A 21,745-nucleotide genomic window follows, 5' to 3' on the forward strand; every position below is an offset into this window, starting at 1 on the left:
TGTTGGTTTATTAAAAAAGAATCGTTAAAATTTTTTCATAAAACCCCTTGACTCCAATGTTGAGTTTAGATACAATAGTTGAACTTGGTGTTTGGGACTACTGTCGCTGTCGTGTATTCGGCTTGTCTCCTGCTCCTAGGTGCTAAAAGCGAAATTTAACCATAGGAGTTTTCTCAAATGATAAGATTGCATTTAGCAACATTAACAATTCAAACGAATTTGTTTCACATGGTGGATTTGTTCAATTTGCCAATAAGCAAGGTTTGGATTGTCCGCTCTATAGACTTTATTCTAAAATTCTAAAAAAAGGAAAATAGATGAATAGCTATCGAAAACTAAAAGCCGAAAATACAATGCTTAAAGCTGAAAACCAAGAGCTTAAAGGTAAGATAGAAAAGCTTGAAAAAGAAGTTTCTAGGCTCAATGATAATGTTGAAAGAATGTGTGATTTGCTTCTAGAAAAGATGGATACCCCAAACCAAAAATTTATATATTATAAAGGAGATGATAATAATTCTGTTGGGAAACTTGTTGGCATTGACTCTAAAAGAGAGAGATCTTCCATGCTTTATCCCTATGTGGTGGAGTAGATAGATATAGGGGGTTTAAAATATCTCAATAGCAGTGTCATTTTTGTTCAAATTCGGAAATTTGGACACTGTTATTTTAAATTGAACATGGTTTTAATTTTATTTTAGAGATAGCTTAAGCTCTCATCAAGAAGCCTTAAGTTACTAGGCATGCGGTATTAAATAAACATACAATTAGATTTCTCAAAGCTTGATTTAGAGAAACGGCTTAGTATTATTTAAATAGATATTTAGTTTTTAAAACAACAAAAACTACTCATAAATCAACCATTTAATAAGATTATCAAACCAATTCAAAAATATTAGTGTTTGGTGTTAGTAAGTTATAAAGTCTCACTATAGTGTAAAGCATTCAAAAAAAATGAGTTTGCAAAAGGAATAAACCCTATCAATAGGACAGAAAGTTTTTGGGATTTCTCAAAAATTAGTTTGAGTGCGTTTAAAGAGATAGATAAATCAACCATTTACTCCATTTAGAAGAGCGTGAGTTTAGGTAAAACTTGTATCAAGTTTTATGGGAATGGATATGGAAAGTGGTGGGATTATTTTGCGATACTCTAAATCCTAAAACGCTTTAGAAGTTATCGTTTGATTGAAGTCAAGCTCTTTTATAGTCAACACTCCATTGAAACAGAATTAAAAAACAAAACCATAGACCACCAAGCAAAGACCTAACACCCAATAAGGGAAAAGGCTAAACGAAAACATGGAGCATAAGAATTGCACGCACCGGCAAGTTTGATGAGCAGGAAGCACTTCAAACAGCCTTTCATCGGTTTTAAGCCTATTTTCTATCAGCCATTGGTATTGCTTCCTGAATGACCTTTCTTGCGTGAGATAATAAGCGTCTAAAAACCAAAAACATAGAAGTAGCACCCCTAAAACACCATAAAGATGAGAGATCGCCTCTATTTTGAGAGATAAAACACCCACAGCGAGCGCGAGTGTCCATTTCTTGCATTCTAAAGAATTTTGTGCCATTCTATTGATAACGCCTTGCAAGATTTTAAGCTCTTCTATAAGGATTTTTGCTCTGTCTGTGCTATTGTCCATGTTTGATATTTATCTCTTAAAGTTAAAAGTCCAAGTGCCTTTGTCGGTTTTGACTCCAACTTCTATGAGATTTTGACACTTATAATGTGCTGTGAAACTTTCTCCAAATTTTAAATACACTGATAAGGTGTTTTTCTTGCTTTCTAAATCTTTAATGGCTTTTTCCATTTTGTCAATATCTTGCGTCGCTTCAGTTAGTTTGACTTGATTGGCTTTGATAGACTTTTCTTCAGAGCTAATCATCTTGTCAGTAACTTCTTTGGCATGTCTAGGGATAGCCTCTTTCAAATAAGCGAAATAAAATTTCCCTACGCTAGGCCACATGGATTTTAGTTTAGCAAGGCTTTGGAGACCTTTTTTTGATATCTTATCTTCATTTAAAAAGCCATCGGCTGAATTGCCATTATCATCAACAATACTATCTATTAATTTTTTGAGTTCTTTAAGGTTGATATAGGGGTAGTCTTTGGGGTTTTTAGTGTCTTCAATAGCACCTATTATATTGTCATGTAGTATTCCCCATGGATTATTATGGTAGATCAGTTTATTACTCAGAAAGTTATCAAGCATTCTCTTAACAACATGTATTGGGTTATCATTATAAGAATATCCATCTAATGATACTTCTCCTATTAAGGATTTAGCTAAAACAGAGTTATTGAGAAAATTAGTTGCACTAGAACCAACTGTTGAGTAAAGAAGCTTGAATTTTCTAGGAGCTTTATCAAAATCTTCTGCATTACCATATTCTTTAGCTTGTTTAAAGTAATCCATTTGAACGATAGCGTTATAAATATTTTCTAACAATTTATCAAGATTGTTGAATTGTTGCACCCACTGCGTGAGCTCTTCTAAATCTTTTTGAAGTCTTGCGATTTTTACTTGGTGGTTTTTAGTCGCTTTTTCTTTTTCTGATACAAACAGGTGTGCATTGGCTGTTTCTTGTACTAACTTTACCAAGAAATTTTGATCATGCTCGCAATTCCCACGATTGAGCTTCAAGTCTTGGATTTCTATGTTATCGGTTTTAGAAATGATTTTCACGGTAGAATTGAAGCTATTTTTTTCAACCTCAACCAATGGTTCGCTACTATCACTCCCACAGCCAGCTAAATACAACGCCAAACAGCTCGCGCCTAGTAATTTTTGATAAGTTTTAAAAAACATGTTTGTTCCTACGAATTGATTTGCTGTGATAGTTTTTTAAGGGTTATAGTCTCAAAACTTTTTAAAAATGGCGATATGTCATTTTCAATTTTTATTTCAAGTCCTTGTTCTTGTTCGAACGAAAGTGTTAAGTAGCCCTCACTAATAGAATGAGCGATTTTTAATTCTTCATAAATCCATGCGGAATAAGTGATTTTTAATAGATTTTGATTAAAAGAAACGCTGTTACTGCTTTGTAAAAACACGAAATAGGGGCATTTTTCAATCATATCTTGTAAAGATTCTCTGAGAATGAGCGTGAAAGCGTCTTCAATCTTGCTAACATCAATATAATGTTTTTTTATTTCTTTTAGAATATCATTTTTATAATCCCAAAAGAGAGAGTCTATAAATATTAAATTAGAACGATCGGTTGGTTCTAAAAAGGACTTGATATTTTTAACGCCTAAAAAATCATTATTTTTCATATCAATATACGAATGAGAAAGAAAAACCTTAGTTTTATTTAATCGCTCTTGTAAGGGATTAAAAAAGGCTTCTTTAATTTCATTGCGATTTAGTAAAGTGTATTCATTATTTTTTAGACTCTTTTGAATGAGAGTTTTAATCTTATTGGCTACTTCATGTATGTTAGAAACAGCTTGCTTGTCATAATAAGCGTATTCAAGCTTACTTTTCCCCCCTCTGTCAAAATGAAACTTGCATAAAACTTCACGATTTTCTCTTTCATCTAAATCAACCACAAAGGCTTTCATGATATATTTTCCTTTAATATTTTTATCAAATTCTCAAATATAAATACAATTTAAGTTCCCTTTAAAATCCTTTGATTATAGTAGACTTAGACTTAGCTTAAGGGTGCTTGAATTTTGGGGTGTTGGGGGGGTGTTAGAATAACTAAAAACCACCGCTAAAAAAAGCCTTTTTGCAAACAAAAAGAGCGTTAAAACTTACAAGCGGCAGACCTTAAAAGCGCAAAAACAACAAATGCAATCTAAAAAACCTCTTCGCATGCCTTTTTGTCTTTATGGAGCAAGCATGCTTTTTGCAACTTTATGAAACGCTTTTTCCTTTCTTCTTCGGTCATATTGTCAGGCTTTTCAATAGGGCGTGAAAGAGAGCTTGAAAGCTTTGAAGTGGGGGTGAATTGGGGCGCATACCCCAGTTTATTGACTGCATAAAAGCCTAAAGCAGCGATTAAAATAAAAATCCAATCTGTTTTTCTGATCTTAGGGCAAAATTTACACGCCATGATTTAATCCTTAAAACATTTGAAGTATAATACACTCTTATGGTCAAATATTAAGTTTAGGAAAAGCTGCATGTGGAGTTTCATTCAAAAAATCTTTAAGGCTTTAATCATTATGCCTTTAGATTTTATCACGAAGTATTTCAAATCGTTTGTGCTGTTACTCATTGTATTAGTCTTTTTTAGCGCTAAAGAAAGCACGCCAAGCGCCCCGCCCAATCTCGCTAAACTCTATTTAAATGGGGCGATTTTTAGCACCGAGGATTTTGACAAAGAAGTGGATAAAATCTTAAAAACCCCTAGCATTAAGGGCGTTTTATTGTTGATTGATTCTCCTGGTGGGGCGGTGTCAGCGAGCGTGGAATTGAGCGAAAAAATCGCTGATTTGAAGCAAAAAATGCCCGTTTTAGCGTATGCTAGGGGGGTTATGGCGAGCGGGAGCTATTATGCGGGCATGCAAGCGAGCGAAGTTTATGCCTCTAAAGCGAGCTTGATCGGATCGATTGGGGTGATTTTTTCAGGCGCGAATGTGGAAAATTTGCTCAATAAAGTTGGCGTAGCCACTCAAGGCGTGCATGCGGGCGAATATAAAGAAATAGGCACTTTCACCAGAGCGTGGAAACCTAATGAAAAAGAATTTTTGCAAAATTTAGTCAATGAGCAATACCAAATGTTTGTGAATGATGTCGCAAAAGCTAGGAAATTAGACGCTAAGGATTATAAGGATTTTGCTGAAGGGAAGGTCTTTAGCGCTCAAAACGCTCTAAAATTAAAACTCATTGATAAAATCAGCACGATCAAACAAGCGCAAAATCGTTTAATGGAATTGAGTAAGGTTAAAAAAGCTTATTGGCTAGAAAAAAGCCCTATGGAGCGCTTCATTGAAAAAGCCACGCAATCAGCAAGTAATATCATCACGCAAGCCTTTGGCTATCAATTATTAATGAGATGAAGATGTTAGAATTTATTTTAAAAATTCAAGCTAGAGACTCTAAAGGCTTGGTGAGTGCAATAAGCACCACGATCGCTAACAAGGGCTATAACATCGTTAAAAACGATGAATTTGTTGATCCCTTAAAACAACGCTTTTTCATGCGGCTAAAAATCCAAAAAGAAATGAAGCCCTTGAATACTGAAATTAAAGAGCAAGAAGAGCGATTCTTAAAAACCGCTCTTTTTAAAGCCTTAGAAAACTTTAGCGAACTCTTGATTGAAGTCATTTTAACGCATAAAAAAAACATTATTTTACTCGCTACTAAAGAGAGCCATTGCTTGGGGGATTTGCTTTTAAGGGTGTATGGGGGGGAATTGAACGCTCAAATTTTAGGCGTTATCTCTAATCATGAGATTTTACGCCCTTTAGTGGAAAAATTTGACATCCCTTATTTTTACGCGCCTTGTGTTGATCAAATTTTGCATGAAAAAGAAGTTTTAGCGATCATTAAAGACTTGGAATTAAAGCACAAAGTCAGCACGGATCTGCTCGTTTTAGCCAAATACATGCGCATTTTAAGCCATGATTTTACGAAGCGCTATGAAAATCAGATTCTCAATATCCATCATAGTTTCTTGCCCGCATTCATCGGGGCTAACCCTTACCAGCAAGCGTTTGAAAGGGGCGTGAAAGTCATCGGGGCCACGGCGCATTTTGTGAATGAAAGCCTTGATGCCGGGCCAATTATCATACAAGACACTCTGCCCATTAACCACAACTACAGCGTGGAAAAAATGCGCCTAGCGGGTAAGGATATAGAAAAACTGGTTTTGGCTAGGGCGTTAAAACTCGTTTTAGAAGACAGAGTCTTTGTGCATGAAAACAAAACGGTGGTGTTTTGAATGCTTTTATTAAGGCACTTTAGGATTATTGGGTAGAACGCATGGATGCATTAACAACGTCCTTACCAAAGGATTGGGAAATTAAAACATTTAGGGATATTTCTACTACCAATCAAGGCTTACAAATTCCTATTAGTCAAAGGCTAAAAGCACCCACAGAACATGCAAAATTTTATATCACAATACAAGCTTTAAACAATAGAAAAGAATTTGAATATATTAAGACTTATAATGAAAGTGTTGTATGTCATAAAGATGATATTCTTATGACAAGAACTGGAAACACCGGAATGGTTATCACTAATATTGAGGGAGTTTTTCATAATAACTTTTTCAAAATCAACTTTGATAGAACTTTGATCAATAAAGATTTTTTAGTTTATTTCTTGTCATTAGAACAAACTCAAAAAACTATTCTTAGAAAAGCAGGAACAAGCACTATACCTGATTTAAATCACAACGATTTTTATTCCCTATCAATCCCCCTACCCCCTCTAAACGAACAAATCGCTATCGCTAACATTTTAAGCGCTTTGGATCATGAAATCATTAGCCTTAAAAACAAAAAACGCCAATTTGAAAACATCAAAAAAGCTTTAAACCACGATTTAATGAGCGCTAAAATCAGGGTTTTAAAAAAAATTAACGCCCCAAAAGTCAAGGACAAACCCGCTTCACAAGGAAACCCTTAAGCTTTTAGGCTTAAGGGAACGCTCTTAGAAAATCAGCGTTTCACAGAAACGATCACTTTAAGCCCCAAAAAAGCAAACTCAAAGTATAATGTTTTAAGAAGAGCGTTTGCCATTTTTGTGTTTCATGGCATGCTCCTTTTGACATAGGATTTGCCCCATAATGCAACTATGGGGCGTGATGAAATCCTACAGCAAACCCCCTTAAAAACACCCCTAGATCGCACCAAATACGCAAGACAAAGTTTTACGCCCCATTATGACCACTCAATGAATAAGCTTATCTTTATTAGACAGAAAACAGAGCCATTTGATAACCATCAAAAGAGGGATTTTAAAAGTTTAAAAGTCTAACGGAGTTAAAAAAGTTAGTTTAAATGGATAAATTTACTGAATTAAAAGAAAGAGTTAAAAGCCAGGAGTAGCCCTAAGGCCGCCCCCACAAACGCCCCAATCAATATTGTTGGTTTTGTTGTTGTGCTTTTTGTTGTTGTTGTTGGTGTGCTTGTTGTTGTTGCTGTTGTTGAGCTTGTTGCTCTGCTTGTTGTTCGGCTTGTTGTTCGGCTTGTTGTTGCGCATTATGGTGATGGTGTTCGCCACCATAATAATGGTGGTGGTGTGCATGGTGATGGTGGTGGTGTTGGCTGTTAGCCTGTTGTTGTGCTTGGTGTTGTTGTTCATGGTGTGCCATGATGACTCCTTTAATTGAAATTTAAATTCTAGCTCATTGGCTAGGATTTCATTTTATAATGCAAAATCTAACCAATTATTAACGAAAAAGATTTTAATACTAATTTTTAATACGAGCGCCAATTTAAGCGTTTCTATTGTCAAAACTACCAACATCTTTGAATGAAAAAAGCTATAATAAGGAAGTTGCATTAAAAAGGAAAGACAAATCCCCTTTTTAAGGTATAATACTAGGAATTAAAAGCGTGCTATGGTAGTAGCTAAAAAGTCTTTAGGACAGCATTTTTTAACGGACGAGTCGTTTTTAGACAGAATTATTAATGCTTTGCCTCCCTTAAATTCGTTAAGATTAATTGAAATCGGCGTGGGGCTAGGGGATTTGACTCTCAAGTTGTTGGATCGCTATCCTTTAAAGACTTATGAGATAGATAGCAATTTGTGCGAGAAAATGCGAGCGAGGTTAAAGGCACAAAAAAAGCCTTTTCAATTAGAACTAGTGGAAAAAGACGCTCTTTTTTTAAAAGAAGAAGAGCCTTATTTTTTGATTTCTAATTTGCCTTATTATATCGCTACCAGGCTTGTTTTAAACGCACTCAAAGACCCTAAATGCAGGGGCTTGTTGGTGATGACGCAAAAGGAAGTGGCGCTCAAATTTTGCGCTAAAGATTCACAGAACGCCTTAAGCGTTTTAGCTCACGCCATAGGGGACGCTACCCTTTTGTTTGATGTGCCGCCTAGCGCGTTTAGCCCGCCTCCAAAGGTGTTTTCTAGCGTGTTTGAAGTGATTAAAGAGCCGCTGAAAGAAAAGGCGTTGGCTTCATTAGCCCAAGCGCCATTTTTTGAAGAAGCCCTACAAAAAGGGTTTGAAACATTAGAAGATTTTTTGAAAGCCTGTTTCTCATCTCCCAGGAAGACGCTTTCAAACAATCTTAAAAAAAGCGTTTCTTATAAAGAAAAGCTTGATAAGGTGTTAGATTTTCTAGCGTTAGAAAACCAACCAACAAGCGTGAGAGCGTCTGAGGTAAAAGATTATCTCAAGCTCTTAGAATACCTTTTAAAAGGCTAATGCCTTTTTAAAAAATTGAAATGAAGGAATAATCGTTATGACTGATAACAACCAAAACAATGAAAACCATGAAAACAGCAGTGAAAATTCAAAAGCTGATGAGGCACGAGCCGGGGCGTTTGAGCGATTCACCAACCGCAAAAAGCGTTTCAGAGAAAACGCGCAAAAAAACGCAGAGTCTTCAAACCATGAAGCGTCTTCGCACCATAAAAAAGAGCATCGCCCCAACAAAAAGCCAAACAACCACCACAAACCTAAACATGCCCCCCAAAAAACACGAAATTACGCCAAAGAAGAATTGGATAACAACAAAGTAGAGGGCGTTACGGAAATTTTGCATGTGAATGAGAGAGGGACTTTAGGCTTTCATAAGGAGCTCAAAAAGGGCGTTGAAGCGAATAATAAGATCCAAGTGGAGCATTTAAACCCGCATTATAAGATGAATCTAAACTCTAAAGCGAGCGTTAAGATCACGCCTTTAGGGGGCTTGGGCGAAATTGGGGGGAACATGATGGTTATTGAAACCCCAAAAAGCGCGATCGTGATTGATGCGGGCATGAGCTTCCCTAAAGAAGGGCTATTTGGCGTGGATATTTTAATCCCTGATTTTTCTTATTTGCACCAAATCAAGGACAAGATCGCCGGTATTATCATCACCCACGCCCATGAAGATCACATAGGGGCGACGCCTTATTTGTTTAAAGAGTTGCAATTCCCCCTTTATGGCACGCCTTTGAGTTTAGGGCTGATCGGGAGCAAGTTTGATGAACATGGTTTGAAAAAATACCGCTCGTATTTTAAAATCGTAGAAAAGCGTTGCCCTATTAGCGTGGGTGAATTTATCATTGAATGGATCCACATCACGCACTCCATCATTGACAGCAGCGCTTTAGCGATCCAAACTAAAGCCGGAACCATCATTCATACCGGCGATTTTAAGATCGATCACACCCCAGTGGATAATTTGCCCACTGATTTGTATCGTTTGGCGCACTATGGCGAAAAGGGGGTGATGCTTCTTTTAAGCGATTCCACCAATTCCCATAAATCCGGGACGACGCCCAGTGAAAGCACCATAGCGCCGGCTTTTGATACCCTTTTTAAAGAAGCGCAAGGGAGGGTGATTATGAGCACTTTCTCTAGCAATATCCACCGGGTCTATCAAGCCATACAATACGGCATCAAATACAACCGCAAAATCGCTGTGATCGGGCGCTCTATGGAAAAAAACCTAGACATTGCCAGAGAATTAGGCTATATCCATTTGCCTTATCAATCTTTTATTGAAGCTAATGAAGTCGCCAAATACCCGGACAATGAAGTCTTAATCGTAACGACCGGCTCACAAGGCGAAACCATGAGCGCGCTTTATCGCATGGCGACAGACGAGCACCGCCACATTTCTATCAAACCCAACGATTTAGTCATTATTTCCGCTAAAGCCATTCCTGGTAATGAAGCGAGCGTTTCAGCGGTATTGAATTTCTTGATCAAAAAAGAAGCTAAAGTGGCTTATCAAGAATTTGACAATATCCATGTGAGCGGGCATGCCGCCCAAGAAGAGCAAAAGCTCATGCTAAGACTCATTAAGCCTAAGTTTTTCCTGCCCGTGCATGGGGAATACAACCATGTCGCGCGCCACAAACAAACCGCTATTTCTTGCGGAGTGCCTGAAAAAAATATTTATTTGATGGAAGATGGCGATCAAGTGGAAGTTAGCCCCACATTTATCAAAAAAGTTGGCACGATTAAAAGCGGTAAAAGCTATGTGGATAACCAAAGCAATTTGAGTATTGACACGAGCATCGTCCAACAAAGAGAAGAAGTCGCTAGCGCGGGGGTGTTTGTGGCTACGATTTTTGTGAATAAAAACAAACAAGCGCTTTTAGAAAGCTCTCAATTTTCTAGTTTAGGGCTTGTGGGCTTTAAAGATGAAAAGCATTTGATTAAAGAAATTCAAGGGGGCTTAGAAATGTTAATCAAATCCGCTAACGCTGAGATTTTGAATAACCCTAAAAAATTAGAAGATCACACTCGTAATTTCATCAGAAAAGCGCTCTTTAAAAAGTTTAGAAAATACCCGGCTATCATTTGTCATGCCCATGCTTTTTGATTGTAACGCTACCGCTATACAAGTCTTAAAAGATGAAGCGGGTGCGCTTTTAGAAAGCGTTAAACAATTCCAAGAACCTAACGATTTAGAAGCGATTGTCAAGCTCATTTTAAAAAGCCAAGAAAAAGGGGGTAAGCTTGTGATAGTGGGCGTGGGTAAGAGCGCTTTAGTGGCGCAAAAAATCGCGGCTTCTATGCTAAGCACCGGTAACAGGAGCGCGTTTTTACACCCTACAGAAGCCATGCATGGGGATTTGGGCATGGTGGAAAAAAACGATGTGATCTTAATGATTAGCTATGGAGGCGAGTCTTTAGAATTATTGAATCTGGTGAGCCATTTAAAACGCTTGAGCCATAAAATCATCACTTTCACTAAAAGCCCTAATAGCTCGCTCTCTAAACTTGGCGATTATTATTTGAGCTTGAAAATTAAAAAAGAAGCTTGCCCGATTAACACCGCTCCAACGACTTCTACCACCCTAACTCTAGCGTTAGGCGATGTTTTAATGGCATGCTTGATGCGAGCGAAAAACTTCAGCCAAGAAGATTTTGCCTCCTTTCATCCGGGCGGGCTTTTGGGCAAAAAGCTTTTTGTCAAGGTTAAAGACTTATTGCAAACCACGAATCTCCCCCTAATTCTTCCTAGCACAAGTTTTAAAGACGCGCTCATAGAAATGAGTGAAAAACGCTTGGGCAGCGCGATTTTAGTCAATGAAGCTAACGAGCTTGTGGGGGTGTTAAGCGATGGCGATGTCCGTAGGGCACTATTAAAAGGGCTTAGCTTGGAGAGCGAAGTGAAGCATTTTGCCACTTTAAAACCTAAAAGCTTTAAGAATTTAGACGCTCTTCTTTTAGAAGCGTTAGAATTTTTAGAACGCTATAAGATCCAGCTTTTAGTGTGCGTAGATGATTGTAATAAGGTTTTAGGGGTTTTGCACTTGCACCAACTTTTAGAATTAGGGCTTAAAGCATGAAAGCTAGCATTTATGATTTCACTTTAGATGAATTGAGTCAGCTTTTAAAACCAAGTTTTAGGGCTAAACAGCTTTATTTGTGGCTCTATGCGAAGTATAAAACAAGTTTTAAAGACATGCAAAATAATTTTTCAAAAGATTTTATCGCTTATTTGGAGCAAGAATTTACTTTGCGCACGATAGAAATCACGCATGTGAGAAAGAGCGTTGATGGCTCTAAAAAATACCTTTTTAAATCTTTAAGGGACAACCACACTTTTGAAGCGGTGTTGTTGAAAATGAAAGACAAAAAGATTGATGAAGAAACGAACGCCGTTTTAGAGGGGGAAAAATACACCGTGTGCGTGTCTTGTCAAATCGGCTGTCAAGTGGGTTGCTCGTTTTGTTTCACTCAAAAAGGCGGTTTTGTAAGGAACTTAAAAGCGAGCGAGATTATCCAGCAAGCCCTACTCATTAAAGAAGACAACAACCTCCCTATTGAAAAAGCGCTCAACATTGTTTTTATGGGAATGGGCGAGCCTTTGAACAATTTAGATGAGGTGTGTAAAGCGGTTGAGATTTTTAATACCGGCATGCAAATTTCGCCTAAACGAATCACCATTTCCACGAGTGGCGTAGCCGATAAAATCCCCATTTTAGCGGGCAAAAATTTAGGCGTGCAATTAGCCATATCCTTACATGCCGTAGATGACAAAACGCGCTCATCTTTAATGCCCTTGAATAAAAAATACAACATTGAATGCGTTTTGAATGAAGTGAAAAAATGGCCTTTAGAGCAGCGCAAAAGAGTGATGTTTGAATACCTTTTGATTAAAGATCTAAACGATAGCTTGGATTGCGCTAAAAAACTTTTAAAACTTTTAAACGGTATTAAATCCAAAGTGAATTTGATTTTATTCAACCCGCATGAAGGCTCTAAGTTTGAGCGCCCCAGCTTAGAGAGCACTAGAATGTTTGCGGATTTTTTAAACTCCAAAGGCTTATTATGCACCATTAGAGAGTCTAAAGCCTTGGATATTGAAGCGGCTTGCGGGCAATTGAGAGAGAAAAAACTCTCTCAGCAAATTTGAAAACTCTTTTGTGGTGTTTGTCTTTTTTCTAATGGGGGGTGTTGGTTTTAGTCAAGCGATAATTCAAAATTTAGGGGATATGGATTAAAAATTAGCGCTAAATTTTCTTTCATTAACAATTAATTAGATTTTATATTGTAGAATAAAATCCTAGCCAGTGAGCTAGAATTTAAATTCTTAATTAAAGGAGTCATCATGGCACACCATGAAGAACAACACGGCGGGCATCACCACCATCACCACCACACACACCACCACCACTATCATGGCGGTGAACACCACCATCACCACCACAGCTCTCATCATGAAGAAGGTTGTTGCAGCACTAGCGATAGTCATCATCAAGAAGAAGGTTGCTGCCACGGGCATCACGAGTAATATCGGTGTGGCTAGGGGCAACTTGACTAGGGTTGTCTCTGGTTTTGACTTTAAAATGCAATCGTTCAATTCTAATCCGTTCTAATCAAACCCATTAAATCCAATCCAACCAACACGCTTGATTTTTATTTTTACAAACGCTCATTAATGTTAAAAATACTCATCAATGCCTATAAAAAGTAATTTTTTATCCAATAATATTGTTAAGACTTTTAATTTAAGCTTCAATGTTTTACAATATTCAAAATATTAAAACAATTTTTCAATCAAGGAAAGGGTATGCAAGTTACCCCCCCATTTTTTAAAAACCAAATTTTTATTTTTGGCTCTGTATTCTATGCTAGGGTTTAATCTTAGCTACGCTATAGATGAGAGCGCGCTTAATGAACTCGTTGGAAAGAAGGTTCAAGAAGCTTTAGCGAAAGAAAAAGCTAAGGCTAAACATCAAAGAGTGGATAAAAGCGCTTTTTTTGCCGGTCTTGGCTATAGCGGGATGTTTTCATGGAATTTAGCTTATAAAGATAGTTTTGTTTTGCTGCCTCACTCTCACTTCAATTTTGGTGGAAGACTCTTAGAAAGAAAAGATCCCAGCACAATCTTAAACGGCTTTAATTTTAAAATGGGGTATCAGTATGCCGCTCCTGTTAAGATTAAAAAATGGGTTTTGGCGTTAGGGGAGGGTTCCAATATTCCTATAAAGCGGGCAATTACATGGAAAAAGATAAATACCAACAATACTTATTTGGAGTGATACCCATAGACACAATAAGTCCTGTTTCTTTTTTTAATGGCGGTATGATAACAATGTCAACTTACAGCTTTTTTATGGATTTTTTACACAATGTGTATGAAAATGAGAAGTTTTTCATCGGTTATTTTATAGGGGCTGGGCTAGGGGGTGAGAGCGTAACAGCCGATGTTCTTAAAGATTTTGGTAATATATTAGCGCAATTGGCGCAATTTCAGGGCTATGGCTCACTAGGGCTAAGGATGGGCGATAAGTGCCACACGCTAGAATTGAGCGCGAGCGTTCATGGCGACGCTCCTAGTTGTTCTTTAAAAAAGCTAAAGACTTGCGAAAGTGTGAGGGTTTTACAAGCAAAAATCCCTAGGGGCATTTTTGAAAGCTATGTTACTTGGAGTGCGGATTATGTTTATCGTTTTTAAAAGTTTTTAAAAAATTAATGGCTTTGTTCCAATTGAATAGGGGTAATAAAATCTAAAAAATACTCAAGGCATTTTTTTACAATCTAATCATAAAGAACTTACGAAAAGCGAACGATCGCTTCATGCTTTATTGTTCCAACCCCCATGCGTCTTTAAAAGAAGCGTTTTTAAGCTTTAAATTCAAGCTCCCTTCAATCCATTGGGTATTAGCCCCCTTTTCGTTGTTGTCAAATAAAAACACCCCCAAAAAGCCTCTAGGGGTTTTAATCAGGCTCATTTCCACGCTAGGAAGAATGATCCTGCTGTCAGGTTTGACTTCAAAGGCTAGGAAAAAGGGGCGGTTATTTTTGAAATCATAGCCATTTTTGGTGTATGAATAGCCAGGAGCGCTTTGCAAGATGCCTTTTTGAGTTTCCACGCTAAAAGAATCCAAGTAATAAAAACCAGGCTCTAGCCTGAACGATTGGACTTTGGCTAAAGCGTAGCGGTTTTTCCATAAAAGCATGAAGCGCTCACTCCCCAGCATGAACAAAGGCCCCCTAGGGTCTTTGAGCTTTGCTTTAGGGTTTTTTTCAAGCGTTTCATTGTGTTTGGCGATAACTCCTCTATCTATTTTGCGCCAATAAGTGCGCACGCTTTGGCCTTGATGAGCGATATACATATTCACCAAACCAGAATGATGGCCTTTAGGGGACAAGCAAGAGGCTAATAAAAGAGCGGTTAACAAAATCACGATTTGAAACTTCAAGCAAATTCCTTAAAAAGAGTGGTGGCTGAATGCTAACATGCTAAAACTAAAACCCTTATAAGTTATGGATAAAAACTTAAAGAATAGGGTAAAATAAACGCATGCGAATAGACAAATTTTTACAATCAGTGGGTTTAGTGAAGCGGCGCGTTTTAGCGACAGATATGTGTAATGTAGGGGCGGTGTGGATCAATGGGAGTTGCGCTAAGGCTAGTAAAGAAGTGAAGGCGGGCGATGCGATTAGTTTGCACTATTTAAAGGGGATAGAAGAATACACGATTTTACAAATCCCCACTTTAAAAAATGTGCCACGAAAAGACACGCACCTTTATATCGCTCCTAAAACAAAAGAATAAAGATAAAAGATTAAGGAACAATCCATGAAAGAATACAAAGACACCCTAAACTTAAACACAACCACCTTTTCTATGAAAGGGAATTTGAGCGTTAATGAGCCTAAAACTTACGCTAAATGGCAAGAGCAACAAGCGTTTAAACGCATGCAAAACAGGAAAGATAACCATGGGGATTTCACTTTGCATGACGGGCCGCCTTATGCGAACGGGCATTTGCATTTAGGGCATGCCTTAAATAAAATTTTAAAAGACATTGTCGTTAAAAGAGAATATTTTAAAGGGAAGAAAATCTATTACACGCCCGGTTGGGATTGCCATGGTTTGCCCATTGAGCAGCAAATTTTAGAGCGATTAGAAAAAGAAAAAACAAGCCTAGAAAACCCCACGCTGTTTAGAGAAAAGTGCCGAGATCATGCGAAAAAATTTTTAGAAATCCAAAAGAATGAATTTTTGCAATTGGGCGTTTTGGGGGATTTTGAAGATCCTTATAAAACCATGGATTTTAAATTTGAAGCGAGCATTTATAGGGCTTTAGTGGAAGTGGCTAAAAAAGGGCTTTTGAAAGAGCGCCACAAGCCTATTTATTGGAGTTATGCGTGCGAGAGCGCTTTAGCGGAAGCTGAAGTGGAATACAAGATGAAAAAATCGCCCTCTATTTTCGTGGCGTTTGGTTTGAAAAAGGAGAGTTTAGAAAAGTTAAAAGTCAAAAAAGCGAGCTTGGTGATTTGGACGACCACGCCCTGGACTTTGTATGCGAATGTGGCGATTGCTTTGAAAAAAGACGCTGTTTATGCGCTCACCCAAAAAGGCTATTTAGTCGCTAAAGCCTTGCATGAAAAGTTAGCCGCTTTAGGGGTGGTAGATAGTGAGATTGCGCATGAATTCAATTCCAATGATTTAGAATATTTGAAGGCCACCAATCCTTTAAACCAAAGAGATTCCCTAATCACTCTAGGAGAGCATGTCGGTTTAGAAGATGGCACAGGAGCCGTGCATACCGCGCCCGGGCATGGTGAAGAGGACTACTATTTAGGCTTAAGATATAATTTAGAAGTGTTAATGTCTGTAGATGAGAAAGGTTGCTATGATGAGGGCATTATCCATAACCAACTATTAGATGAAAGCTATCTGGGCGAGCATGTTTTTAAGGCTCAAAAACGCATTATAGAGCAATTGGGCGATTCTTTATTGCTAGAGCAAGAGATTGAGCATTCCTACCCGCATTGCTGGAGGACGCACAAGCCTGTGATTTATAGAGCGACCACGCAATGGTTTATTTTAATGGATGAGCCTTTTACCCAAAATGATGGTTCTCAAAAAACCTTAAGAGAGGTGGCTTTGAATGCGATTGAAAAGGTGGAATTTGTGCCAAGCAGCGGGAAAAACCGCCTAAAAACCATGATAGAAAACCGCCCTGATTGGTGCTTGAGCCGGCAAAGAAAATGGGGCGTGCCACTGGCCTTTTTCATAGACAAACGCACGAATAAGCCTTGTTTTGAAAGCGAAGTTTTAGAGCATGTGGCGAATCTTTTTGAGAAAAAAGGCTGTGATGTGTGGTGGGAGTCTAGCGTGAAAGATTTATTACCCCCTAGCTATCGAGAGGACGCCACGCATTACGAAAAAGTCATGCACATTTTAGATGTGTGGTTTGATAGCGGTAGTACCTTTAAGGCGGTTTTAGAAGACTACCATGGAGAAAAAGGGCAAAGCCCTAGCGATGTGATCTTAGAAGGGAGCGATCAGCATAGGGGGTGGTTTCAAAGCTCGCTTTTAATCGGTTGTGTTTTAAACAACCAAGCCCCTTTTAAAAAGGTCATTACGCATGGCTTTATCGTAGATGAAAAGGGCGAGAAAATGAGTAAATCTAAGGGCAATGTGGTGTCTTTGGACAACTTGCTCAAAAAGCATGGGAGCGATGTGGTGCGTTTGTGGGTAGCGTTTAATGACTATCAAAACGATTTGAGGGTCTCTCAAACCTTCTTCATTCAAACAGAACAGCATTATAAGAAATTCCGCAACACCTTGAAATTCTTACTCGCCAATTTTAGCGATATGGATCTTAAACATTTAGAACGCTCCCATGACTTCAGCCCTTTAGATCATTTTATATTAGAGACTTTAGAAACCATAAGCGTTGGAGTCAATAGCGCGTTTGAAGAGCATGATTTTGTGAAAGGCTTGAATATTTTAATGGCGTTTGTTGCCAATGAATTGAGCGGGATTTATTTAGACGCCTGTAAGGATAGCTTGTATTGCGATAGCAAAAACAATGAAAAACGCCAAGCCATTCAAATGGTCTTACTCGCTGTAGCTAGCCAATTGTGCTACTTTTTAGCCCCGATTTTAACGCACACGATTGAAGAAGTTTTAGAGCATAGCCAGGTGCTGTGCGCGTTTTTGCAAGCTAAAGATGTGTTTGATTTGAAAGGCATTAATATTTTAGAAAAACTCCACCTTAAAGAGTTTAAAAAGCCAGAAAATTTTGAAGCCGTTTTAGCCTTGCGTTCTGCCTTTAATGAAGAGTTAGACCGATTGAAAAAAGAAGGCGTGGTGAAAAATTCGTTGGAATGCGCTATTGAAGTGAAAGAAAAAGCGTTGTGTGAAAATTTAGTAGAAGAATTGCTGATGGTAAGCTTTGTAGGGGTTGCAAAAGAAAAATTAAGCGAAACGCCAGCATTCACGCTCTTTAAAGCCCCCTTTTATAAATGCCCCAGGTGTTGGCGTTTTAAAAGCGAGCTAGAAAACACCCCTTGCAAGCGTTGCGAACAGGTTTTAAAAGAGCGATGATAAAAGGATAGGGCTTTTGGAAACTTTACAAACCCATAGAGTTTTACAAGCCCTAATTGGCCATTTTACCCCTTTTTTAGAAAGCGGGATCACCGAGCTAATCATCAATACCGAGCAGGAGCTTTGGCTTTATAAAGTCAATAACACCCGAGAAAAAAGAGGGCATGCGCTTTTTGATAAGGCGTTTTTGCTGAGGTTTTGCGAGCAATTGGCTAGTTTTAGGGGGTTGTTTTTTGATGAAGAGCACCCCACTTTAAATTGCTCTATCCCTTTCACGCGCTATAGGGTGAGCGCGAATCACTTCAGCATCACTACCAATAATCAAATCACGCTCAATATCCGTGTGCCTAGGCTTAAGCCCTTAAGTTTAGACGATTTCACTTTCAAAGCAAGCGATCCAAAAAGTTTGAAAGATTTAGTGCTAAAAGGGTATAACATTCTCATTAGCGGGGAAACTTCAAGCGGTAAAACAAGCCTATTAAACGCTCTTTTAGATTGCGTCAATAAAGACGAAAGGGTGGTGAGCGTTGAAGACAGCCAAGAATTGGATTTAAAAGCGTTTAATAATTGCGTGGGGCTTTTAGTGGGCAAGCAAGAAAACACGCGCTTTAATTATGAAGACGCTCTCAATATGGCCATGCGCTTAAACCCAGACAGGCTCATTGTGGGCGAGATTGACACAAGAAACGCCGCGCTTTTTTTGCGTTTAGGAAACACCGGGCATAAGGGCATGCTCTCAACCATTCACGCTAATAGCGCCCAAAACACTCTAGAAGCCCTTTCACTGAATTTGAGCATGCGTTATACGCATTCTTTGGATAAGGATTTGATGCGCGCGTATTTTAAGAGCGCGATTGATGTGATCGTGCATGTGAATAGGATCAATAATGAGCGCCAAATCGCTGAAGTCTTATGGACTAAAGAGCTTTAAATGCCCCTAAAATCCTTAAAAAACCGCTTGAATCAGCATTTTGATCTATCGCCTCGCTACGGGAGCGTGAAAAAAATCATGCCCAATATCGTTTATGCGGATGGCTTTAACCCGTCTGTGGGCGATGTGGTGAAGATTGAAAAAAGCGATGGCAGCGAATGCGTGGGAATGGTGGTGGTGGCAGAAAAAGAGCAGTTTGGTTTCACGCCCTTTAACTTTATAGAGGGGGCTAGGGCTGGCGATAAGGTGCTGTTTTTAAAAGAGGGGTTGAATTTCCCTGTGGGCCGTAATCTTTTAGGGAGGGTGCTTAACCCTTTAGGGCAAGTCATTGACAATAAGGGGGCGCTAGATTATGAACGATTAGCGCCTGTCATTACAACGCCTATAGCCCCTTTAAAAAGAGGCTTGATTGATGAGGTTTTTAGCGTGGGGGTGAAGAGCATTGATGGGCTTTTGACTTGCGGTAAGGGGCAAAAACTGGGCATTTTTGCCGGCTCTGGGGTGGGTAAATCCACGCTAATGGGCATGATCACTAGGGGTTGCTTAGCGCCGATTAAAGTGATCGCTTTGATTGGGGAAAGGGGCAGAGAAATCCCTGAATTTATAGAGAAAAACCTGAAAGGGGATTTAAGCTCTTGCGTGTTGGTGGTCGCTACGAGCGATGATAGCCCTTTGATGCGCAAATACGGGGCCTTTTGCGCGATGAGCGTGGCGGAGTATTTTAAAAACCAAGGGCTAGATGTGTTGTTTATCATGGATTCAGTGACTCGTTTCGCTATGGCTCAAAGAGAAATCGGTTTGGCCTTAGGCGAACCGCCCACTTCCAAAGGCTACCCCCCATCCGCACTTTCTTTATTGCCTCAATTAATGGAGAGGGCGGGTAAGGAAGAAAATAAGGGGAGCATTACGGCTTTTTTTAGCGTGCTAGTAGAGGGCGATGATTTGAGCGACCCCATAGCCGATCAAGCTAGGAGTATTTTAGATGGGCATATTGTCTTAAGCAGGGAATTAACCGACTATGGGATCTACCCGCCTATCAATATTTTAAACTCCGCATCAAGGGTGGCTAAAGACATCATCAGCGAGTCTCAAAACCTTTGCGCGAGAAAATTCCGCCGTTTGTATGCGTTATTAAAAGAAAATGAAATGCTCATTCGCATCGGATCTTATCAAATGGGGAACGATAAAGAGCTTGATGAAGCGATTAAGAAAAAGGCTTTAATGGAGCAATTTTTAGCGCAAGATGAAAACGCTTTACAGCCTTTTGAAACAAGCTTTCAGCAATTAGAAGAAATCTTAAGATAAAAGGAATATAATGGAATCACAACTCATGAAACTCGCCATTGAGACTTATAAAATCACTTTGATGATTTCTTTACCGGTATTACTGGCAGGCTTGGTGGTGGGGCTATTAGTCAGTATTTTTCAAGCGACCACTCAAATCAATGAAATGACTTTGTCTTTTGTGCCTAAGATTTTAGCCGTGATTGGGGTGCTGATTTTAACCATGCCGTGGATGACTAACATGCTTTTAGATTACACCAAAACCTTAATCAAGCTCATTCCTAAAATTATAGGCTAGAAAATGCTAGAAAAAACCATTGATTTTTCTCGTTACAGCAGCGTGAAAATCGGCACGCCTTTAAAAGTGAGCGTTTTAGAAAACGATAATGAAATCTCTCAAGAACACCAGATCATAGGCTTAGCGAACAACCTTTTAATCGCTCCTAGCGCGAAAAATCTCGCTTTATTAGGCAAGAATTACGATTATATTTGCGATAAGGGTGAATGCGTTGAAATAGGGGGAGCAGCCAACTCGTCTAAAATTTTTAATTATTTTAGAGCGAATGATTTAGAGGGTTTGGAGTTTTTAGGGCAATTGCCTGGCACTTTAGGGGCGTTAGTTAAAATGAATGCTGGCATGAAAGAATTTGAAATCAAAAATGTTTTAGAAAGTGCTTGCATTAATAATGAATGGCTAGAAAAAGAAGCTTTGGGGCTGGGCTATCGTAGCAGCACATTCAATGGCGTTGTTTTAAGGGCGAGGTTTAAAAAAACGCATGGCTTTAGAGAAGAAGTTTTAAAAGCGTGTAAAAGCATGCGTAAAAGCCACCCCAAATTGCCTAATTTTGGGAGCTGTTTCAAAAATCCGCCTAACGATTATGCGGGCAGGCTTTTAGAGGGTGTGGGCTTAAGGGGTTATTGTTTGAAAAGAGTGGGCTTTGCCAAAGAGCATGCGAATTTTTTGGTGAATTTGGGGGGCGCAGAATTTGAAGAAGCCCTGGATTTGATAGAACTCGCTAAAACCAGAGTGTTACAAGAATACGGCATTCATTTAGAAGAAGAAGTGAAGATTTTAAGGTAGAAAATGGCTAAAAAAATCAATCTCAAAGATTAAGCAAACAGCATAAAGAGTCTTTAGGTGTTACGAATATTTTTACCGATGAGTCCAAATTGCACGATATGGGTGTGAGCAATATCTCTAAACTTGTTATGCAAAAACTTGAAAATGAATTTAAGAATTTATCGTTTAGGCACAGAGCAAGTATAACCAAAGAAGAAATCAATTCTGTATTGCAGGGGCTTGATGATGAACTTGGAAAGACCTTGTTTATTCAAAGCTCTAAGATAAAACCTGATGGAGGTATCATTGAAGTTAAAGATGATGATGGAAATTGGAGAGTGATACTAATAACAGAAGCCAAACATCAAGGAAAAGATATAGAAAATATTCAAAAAGGAATATTGGTAGGTAAGTATAGCAATCAAGATTTAATGCAAGCTGGGAATGCTATAGAAAGAGCGTATAAAAATATTGCGGAGATGGCTAATTTTATGCTCAAAGAATTGCATTTTCCTTACATCTTGTTCTTAGAAGGTTC

The 21,745-nt window shown here is 38.6% G+C and carries 22 protein-coding genes and 3 pseudogenes; 19 read left to right on the top strand and 6 right to left on the bottom strand.

All coding sequences use genetic code 11. The annotated features are described in order from the left end of the window. The first annotated feature begins 317 nt into the window (after nt 1-317). Nucleotides 318-590 (top strand): hypothetical protein, encoded by a 273-nt coding sequence (locus QT74_RS07015; protein WP_001089885.1) that lies wholly within the window; start codon nt 318-320, stop codon nt 588-590. 636 nt (nt 591-1,226) lie between these two features. On the opposite strand, the gene QT74_RS07020 is transcribed toward QT74_RS07015, so the two are convergent. The 4 genes from QT74_RS07020 to QT74_RS07035 form a co-directional block, all read right to left on the bottom strand. Further along, nucleotides 1,227-1,643: a hypothetical protein gene (locus tag QT74_RS07020; RefSeq protein ID WP_033765686.1), complete on the bottom strand. Its 417-nt coding sequence runs from the start codon at nt 1,641-1,643 to the stop codon at nt 1,227-1,229. Between the two features lie 9 nt (nt 1,644-1,652). Next, entirely contained in the window at nt 1,653-2,810 is a 1,158-nt protein-coding gene (locus tag QT74_RS07025; protein ID WP_033765688.1) for a hypothetical protein, read from the bottom strand. Between the two features lie 8 nt (nt 2,811-2,818). Then, nucleotides 2,819-3,565: a hypothetical protein gene (locus QT74_RS07030; protein WP_033765690.1), complete on the bottom strand. Its 747-nt coding sequence runs from the start codon at nt 3,563-3,565 to the stop codon at nt 2,819-2,821. Between the two features lie 239 nt (nt 3,566-3,804). Continuing rightward, a complete protein-coding gene (locus QT74_RS07035; protein WP_033765692.1) occupies nt 3,805-4,062 on the bottom strand; it encodes a hypothetical protein in 258 nt (85 codons plus the stop codon). 70 nt (nt 4,063-4,132) lie between these two features. Between QT74_RS07035 and sppA the strand changes: the two genes are divergently transcribed. The 4 genes and pseudogenes from sppA to QT74_RS08870 form a co-directional block, all read left to right on the top strand. Continuing rightward, on the top strand, nt 4,133-5,011 hold the full coding sequence (sppA, locus tag QT74_RS07040) for a signal peptide peptidase SppA (protein WP_033765693.1): 879 nt from the start codon (nt 4,133-4,135) through the stop codon (nt 5,009-5,011). A 2-nt stretch (nt 5,012-5,013) separates the two neighbouring features. After that, the gene (gene purU, locus QT74_RS07045) at nt 5,014-5,895 is read left to right on the top strand and encodes a formyltetrahydrofolate deformylase (protein ID WP_033765695.1); all 882 of its coding nucleotides are present in this window, start codon (nt 5,014-5,016) and stop codon (nt 5,893-5,895) included. A 41-nt stretch (nt 5,896-5,936) separates the two neighbouring features. Beyond that, a complete protein-coding gene (locus QT74_RS08285) occupies nt 5,937-6,587 on the top strand; it encodes a restriction endonuclease subunit S (protein ID WP_154189624.1) in 651 nt (216 codons plus the stop codon). Nucleotides 6,588-6,734: 147 nt separating this feature from the next. After that, nucleotides 6,735-6,806 (top strand): annotated as a pseudogene (locus QT74_RS08870) (cag pathogenicity island protein); the annotation flags it as partial. 232 nt (nt 6,807-7,038) lie between these two features. On the opposite strand, the gene hpnL reads toward QT74_RS08870, so the two are convergent. Next, the gene (gene hpnL, locus QT74_RS07060) at nt 7,039-7,275 is read right to left on the bottom strand and encodes a nickel-binding protein HpnL (RefSeq protein WP_080247211.1); all 237 of its coding nucleotides are present in this window, start codon (nt 7,273-7,275) and stop codon (nt 7,039-7,041) included. Nucleotides 7,276-7,524: 249 nt separating this feature from the next. On the opposite strand from hpnL, the gene rsmA reads away from it, so the two are divergent. From rsmA to QT74_RS08295, 7 genes and pseudogenes are all read left to right on the top strand, one after another. Further along, entirely contained in the window at nt 7,525-8,340 is an 816-nt protein-coding gene (gene rsmA, locus QT74_RS07065) for a 16S rRNA (adenine(1518)-N(6)/adenine(1519)-N(6))-dimethyltransferase RsmA (RefSeq protein ID WP_033765699.1), read from the top strand. A gap of 37 nt (nt 8,341-8,377) precedes the next feature. Beyond that, on the top strand, nt 8,378-10,453 hold the full coding sequence (locus tag QT74_RS07070; protein ID WP_033765701.1) for a ribonuclease J: 2,076 nt from the start codon (nt 8,378-8,380) through the stop codon (nt 10,451-10,453). Then, nucleotides 10,437-11,426 carry a KpsF/GutQ family sugar-phosphate isomerase gene (locus tag QT74_RS07075; RefSeq protein WP_033765702.1) on the top strand — a complete coding sequence of 330 codons (990 nt, stop codon included), beginning with the start codon at nt 10,437-10,439 and terminating at the stop codon, nt 11,424-11,426. The genes QT74_RS07070 and QT74_RS07075 overlap by 17 nt, the downstream gene beginning before the upstream one ends. Further along, nucleotides 11,423-12,496 carry a dual-specificity RNA methyltransferase RlmN gene (gene rlmN, locus QT74_RS07080; protein WP_033765703.1) on the top strand — a complete coding sequence of 358 codons (1,074 nt, stop codon included), beginning with the start codon at nt 11,423-11,425 and terminating at the stop codon, nt 12,494-12,496. The genes QT74_RS07075 and rlmN overlap by 4 nt, the downstream gene beginning before the upstream one ends. 195 nt (nt 12,497-12,691) lie before the next feature. Next, a pseudogene (locus QT74_RS08875) lies at nt 12,692-12,811 on the top strand (hypothetical protein); the annotation flags it as partial. Next, on the top strand, nt 12,762-12,959 hold the full coding sequence (locus tag QT74_RS08750; protein ID WP_229261619.1) for a hypothetical protein: 198 nt from the start codon (nt 12,762-12,764) through the stop codon (nt 12,957-12,959). The pseudogene QT74_RS08875 and the gene QT74_RS08750, both read left to right, overlap by 50 nt. A 252-nt stretch (nt 12,960-13,211) precedes the next feature. After that, nucleotides 13,212-14,041: pseudogene (locus QT74_RS08295) on the top strand (outer membrane beta-barrel protein). 127 nt (nt 14,042-14,168) lie between these two features. Here QT74_RS08295 and QT74_RS07100 read toward each other — a convergent pair. Then, a complete protein-coding gene (locus QT74_RS07100; RefSeq protein ID WP_033765711.1) occupies nt 14,169-14,789 on the bottom strand; it encodes a hypothetical protein in 621 nt (206 codons plus the stop codon). Nucleotides 14,790-14,890: 101 nt separating this feature from the next. Between QT74_RS07100 and QT74_RS07105 the strand changes: the two genes are divergently transcribed. The 7 genes from QT74_RS07105 to QT74_RS07135 form a co-directional block, all read left to right on the top strand. Continuing rightward, the gene (locus QT74_RS07105) at nt 14,891-15,145 is read left to right on the top strand and encodes an RNA-binding S4 domain-containing protein (RefSeq protein WP_001217140.1); all 255 of its coding nucleotides are present in this window, start codon (nt 14,891-14,893) and stop codon (nt 15,143-15,145) included. Nucleotides 15,146-15,169: 24 nt separating this feature from the next. Beyond that, nucleotides 15,170-17,932: an isoleucine--tRNA ligase gene (gene ileS, locus QT74_RS07110; RefSeq protein ID WP_033765715.1), complete on the top strand. Its 2,763-nt coding sequence runs from the start codon at nt 15,170-15,172 to the stop codon at nt 17,930-17,932. A 16-nt stretch (nt 17,933-17,948) separates the two neighbouring features. Continuing rightward, the gene (locus tag QT74_RS07115) at nt 17,949-18,863 is read left to right on the top strand and encodes a CpaF/VirB11 family protein (RefSeq protein WP_033765716.1); all 915 of its coding nucleotides are present in this window, start codon (nt 17,949-17,951) and stop codon (nt 18,861-18,863) included. After that, nucleotides 18,864-20,168: a flagellar protein export ATPase FliI gene (gene fliI, locus QT74_RS07120; RefSeq protein ID WP_001128713.1), complete on the top strand. Its 1,305-nt coding sequence runs from the start codon at nt 18,864-18,866 to the stop codon at nt 20,166-20,168. Between the two features lie 10 nt (nt 20,169-20,178). Continuing rightward, a complete protein-coding gene (fliQ, locus tag QT74_RS07125; RefSeq protein WP_000445741.1) occupies nt 20,179-20,445 on the top strand; it encodes a flagellar biosynthesis protein FliQ in 267 nt (88 codons plus the stop codon). Nucleotides 20,446-20,448: 3 nt separating this feature from the next. Further along, nucleotides 20,449-21,228 carry a UDP-N-acetylmuramate dehydrogenase gene (locus QT74_RS07130; protein WP_033765718.1) on the top strand — a complete coding sequence of 260 codons (780 nt, stop codon included), beginning with the start codon at nt 20,449-20,451 and terminating at the stop codon, nt 21,226-21,228. A 98-nt stretch (nt 21,229-21,326) separates the two neighbouring features. After that, nucleotides 21,327-21,745: EcoRI family type II restriction endonuclease (locus QT74_RS07135; RefSeq protein ID WP_033765725.1), on the top strand; the 419-nt coding region annotated here is incomplete at its 3' end.

This window comes from Helicobacter pylori SA213A, assembly GCF_000476275.1.
In the GTDB taxonomy this organism is placed as follows: Bacteria; Campylobacterota; Campylobacteria; order Campylobacterales; family Helicobacteraceae; genus Helicobacter; species Helicobacter pylori_CL.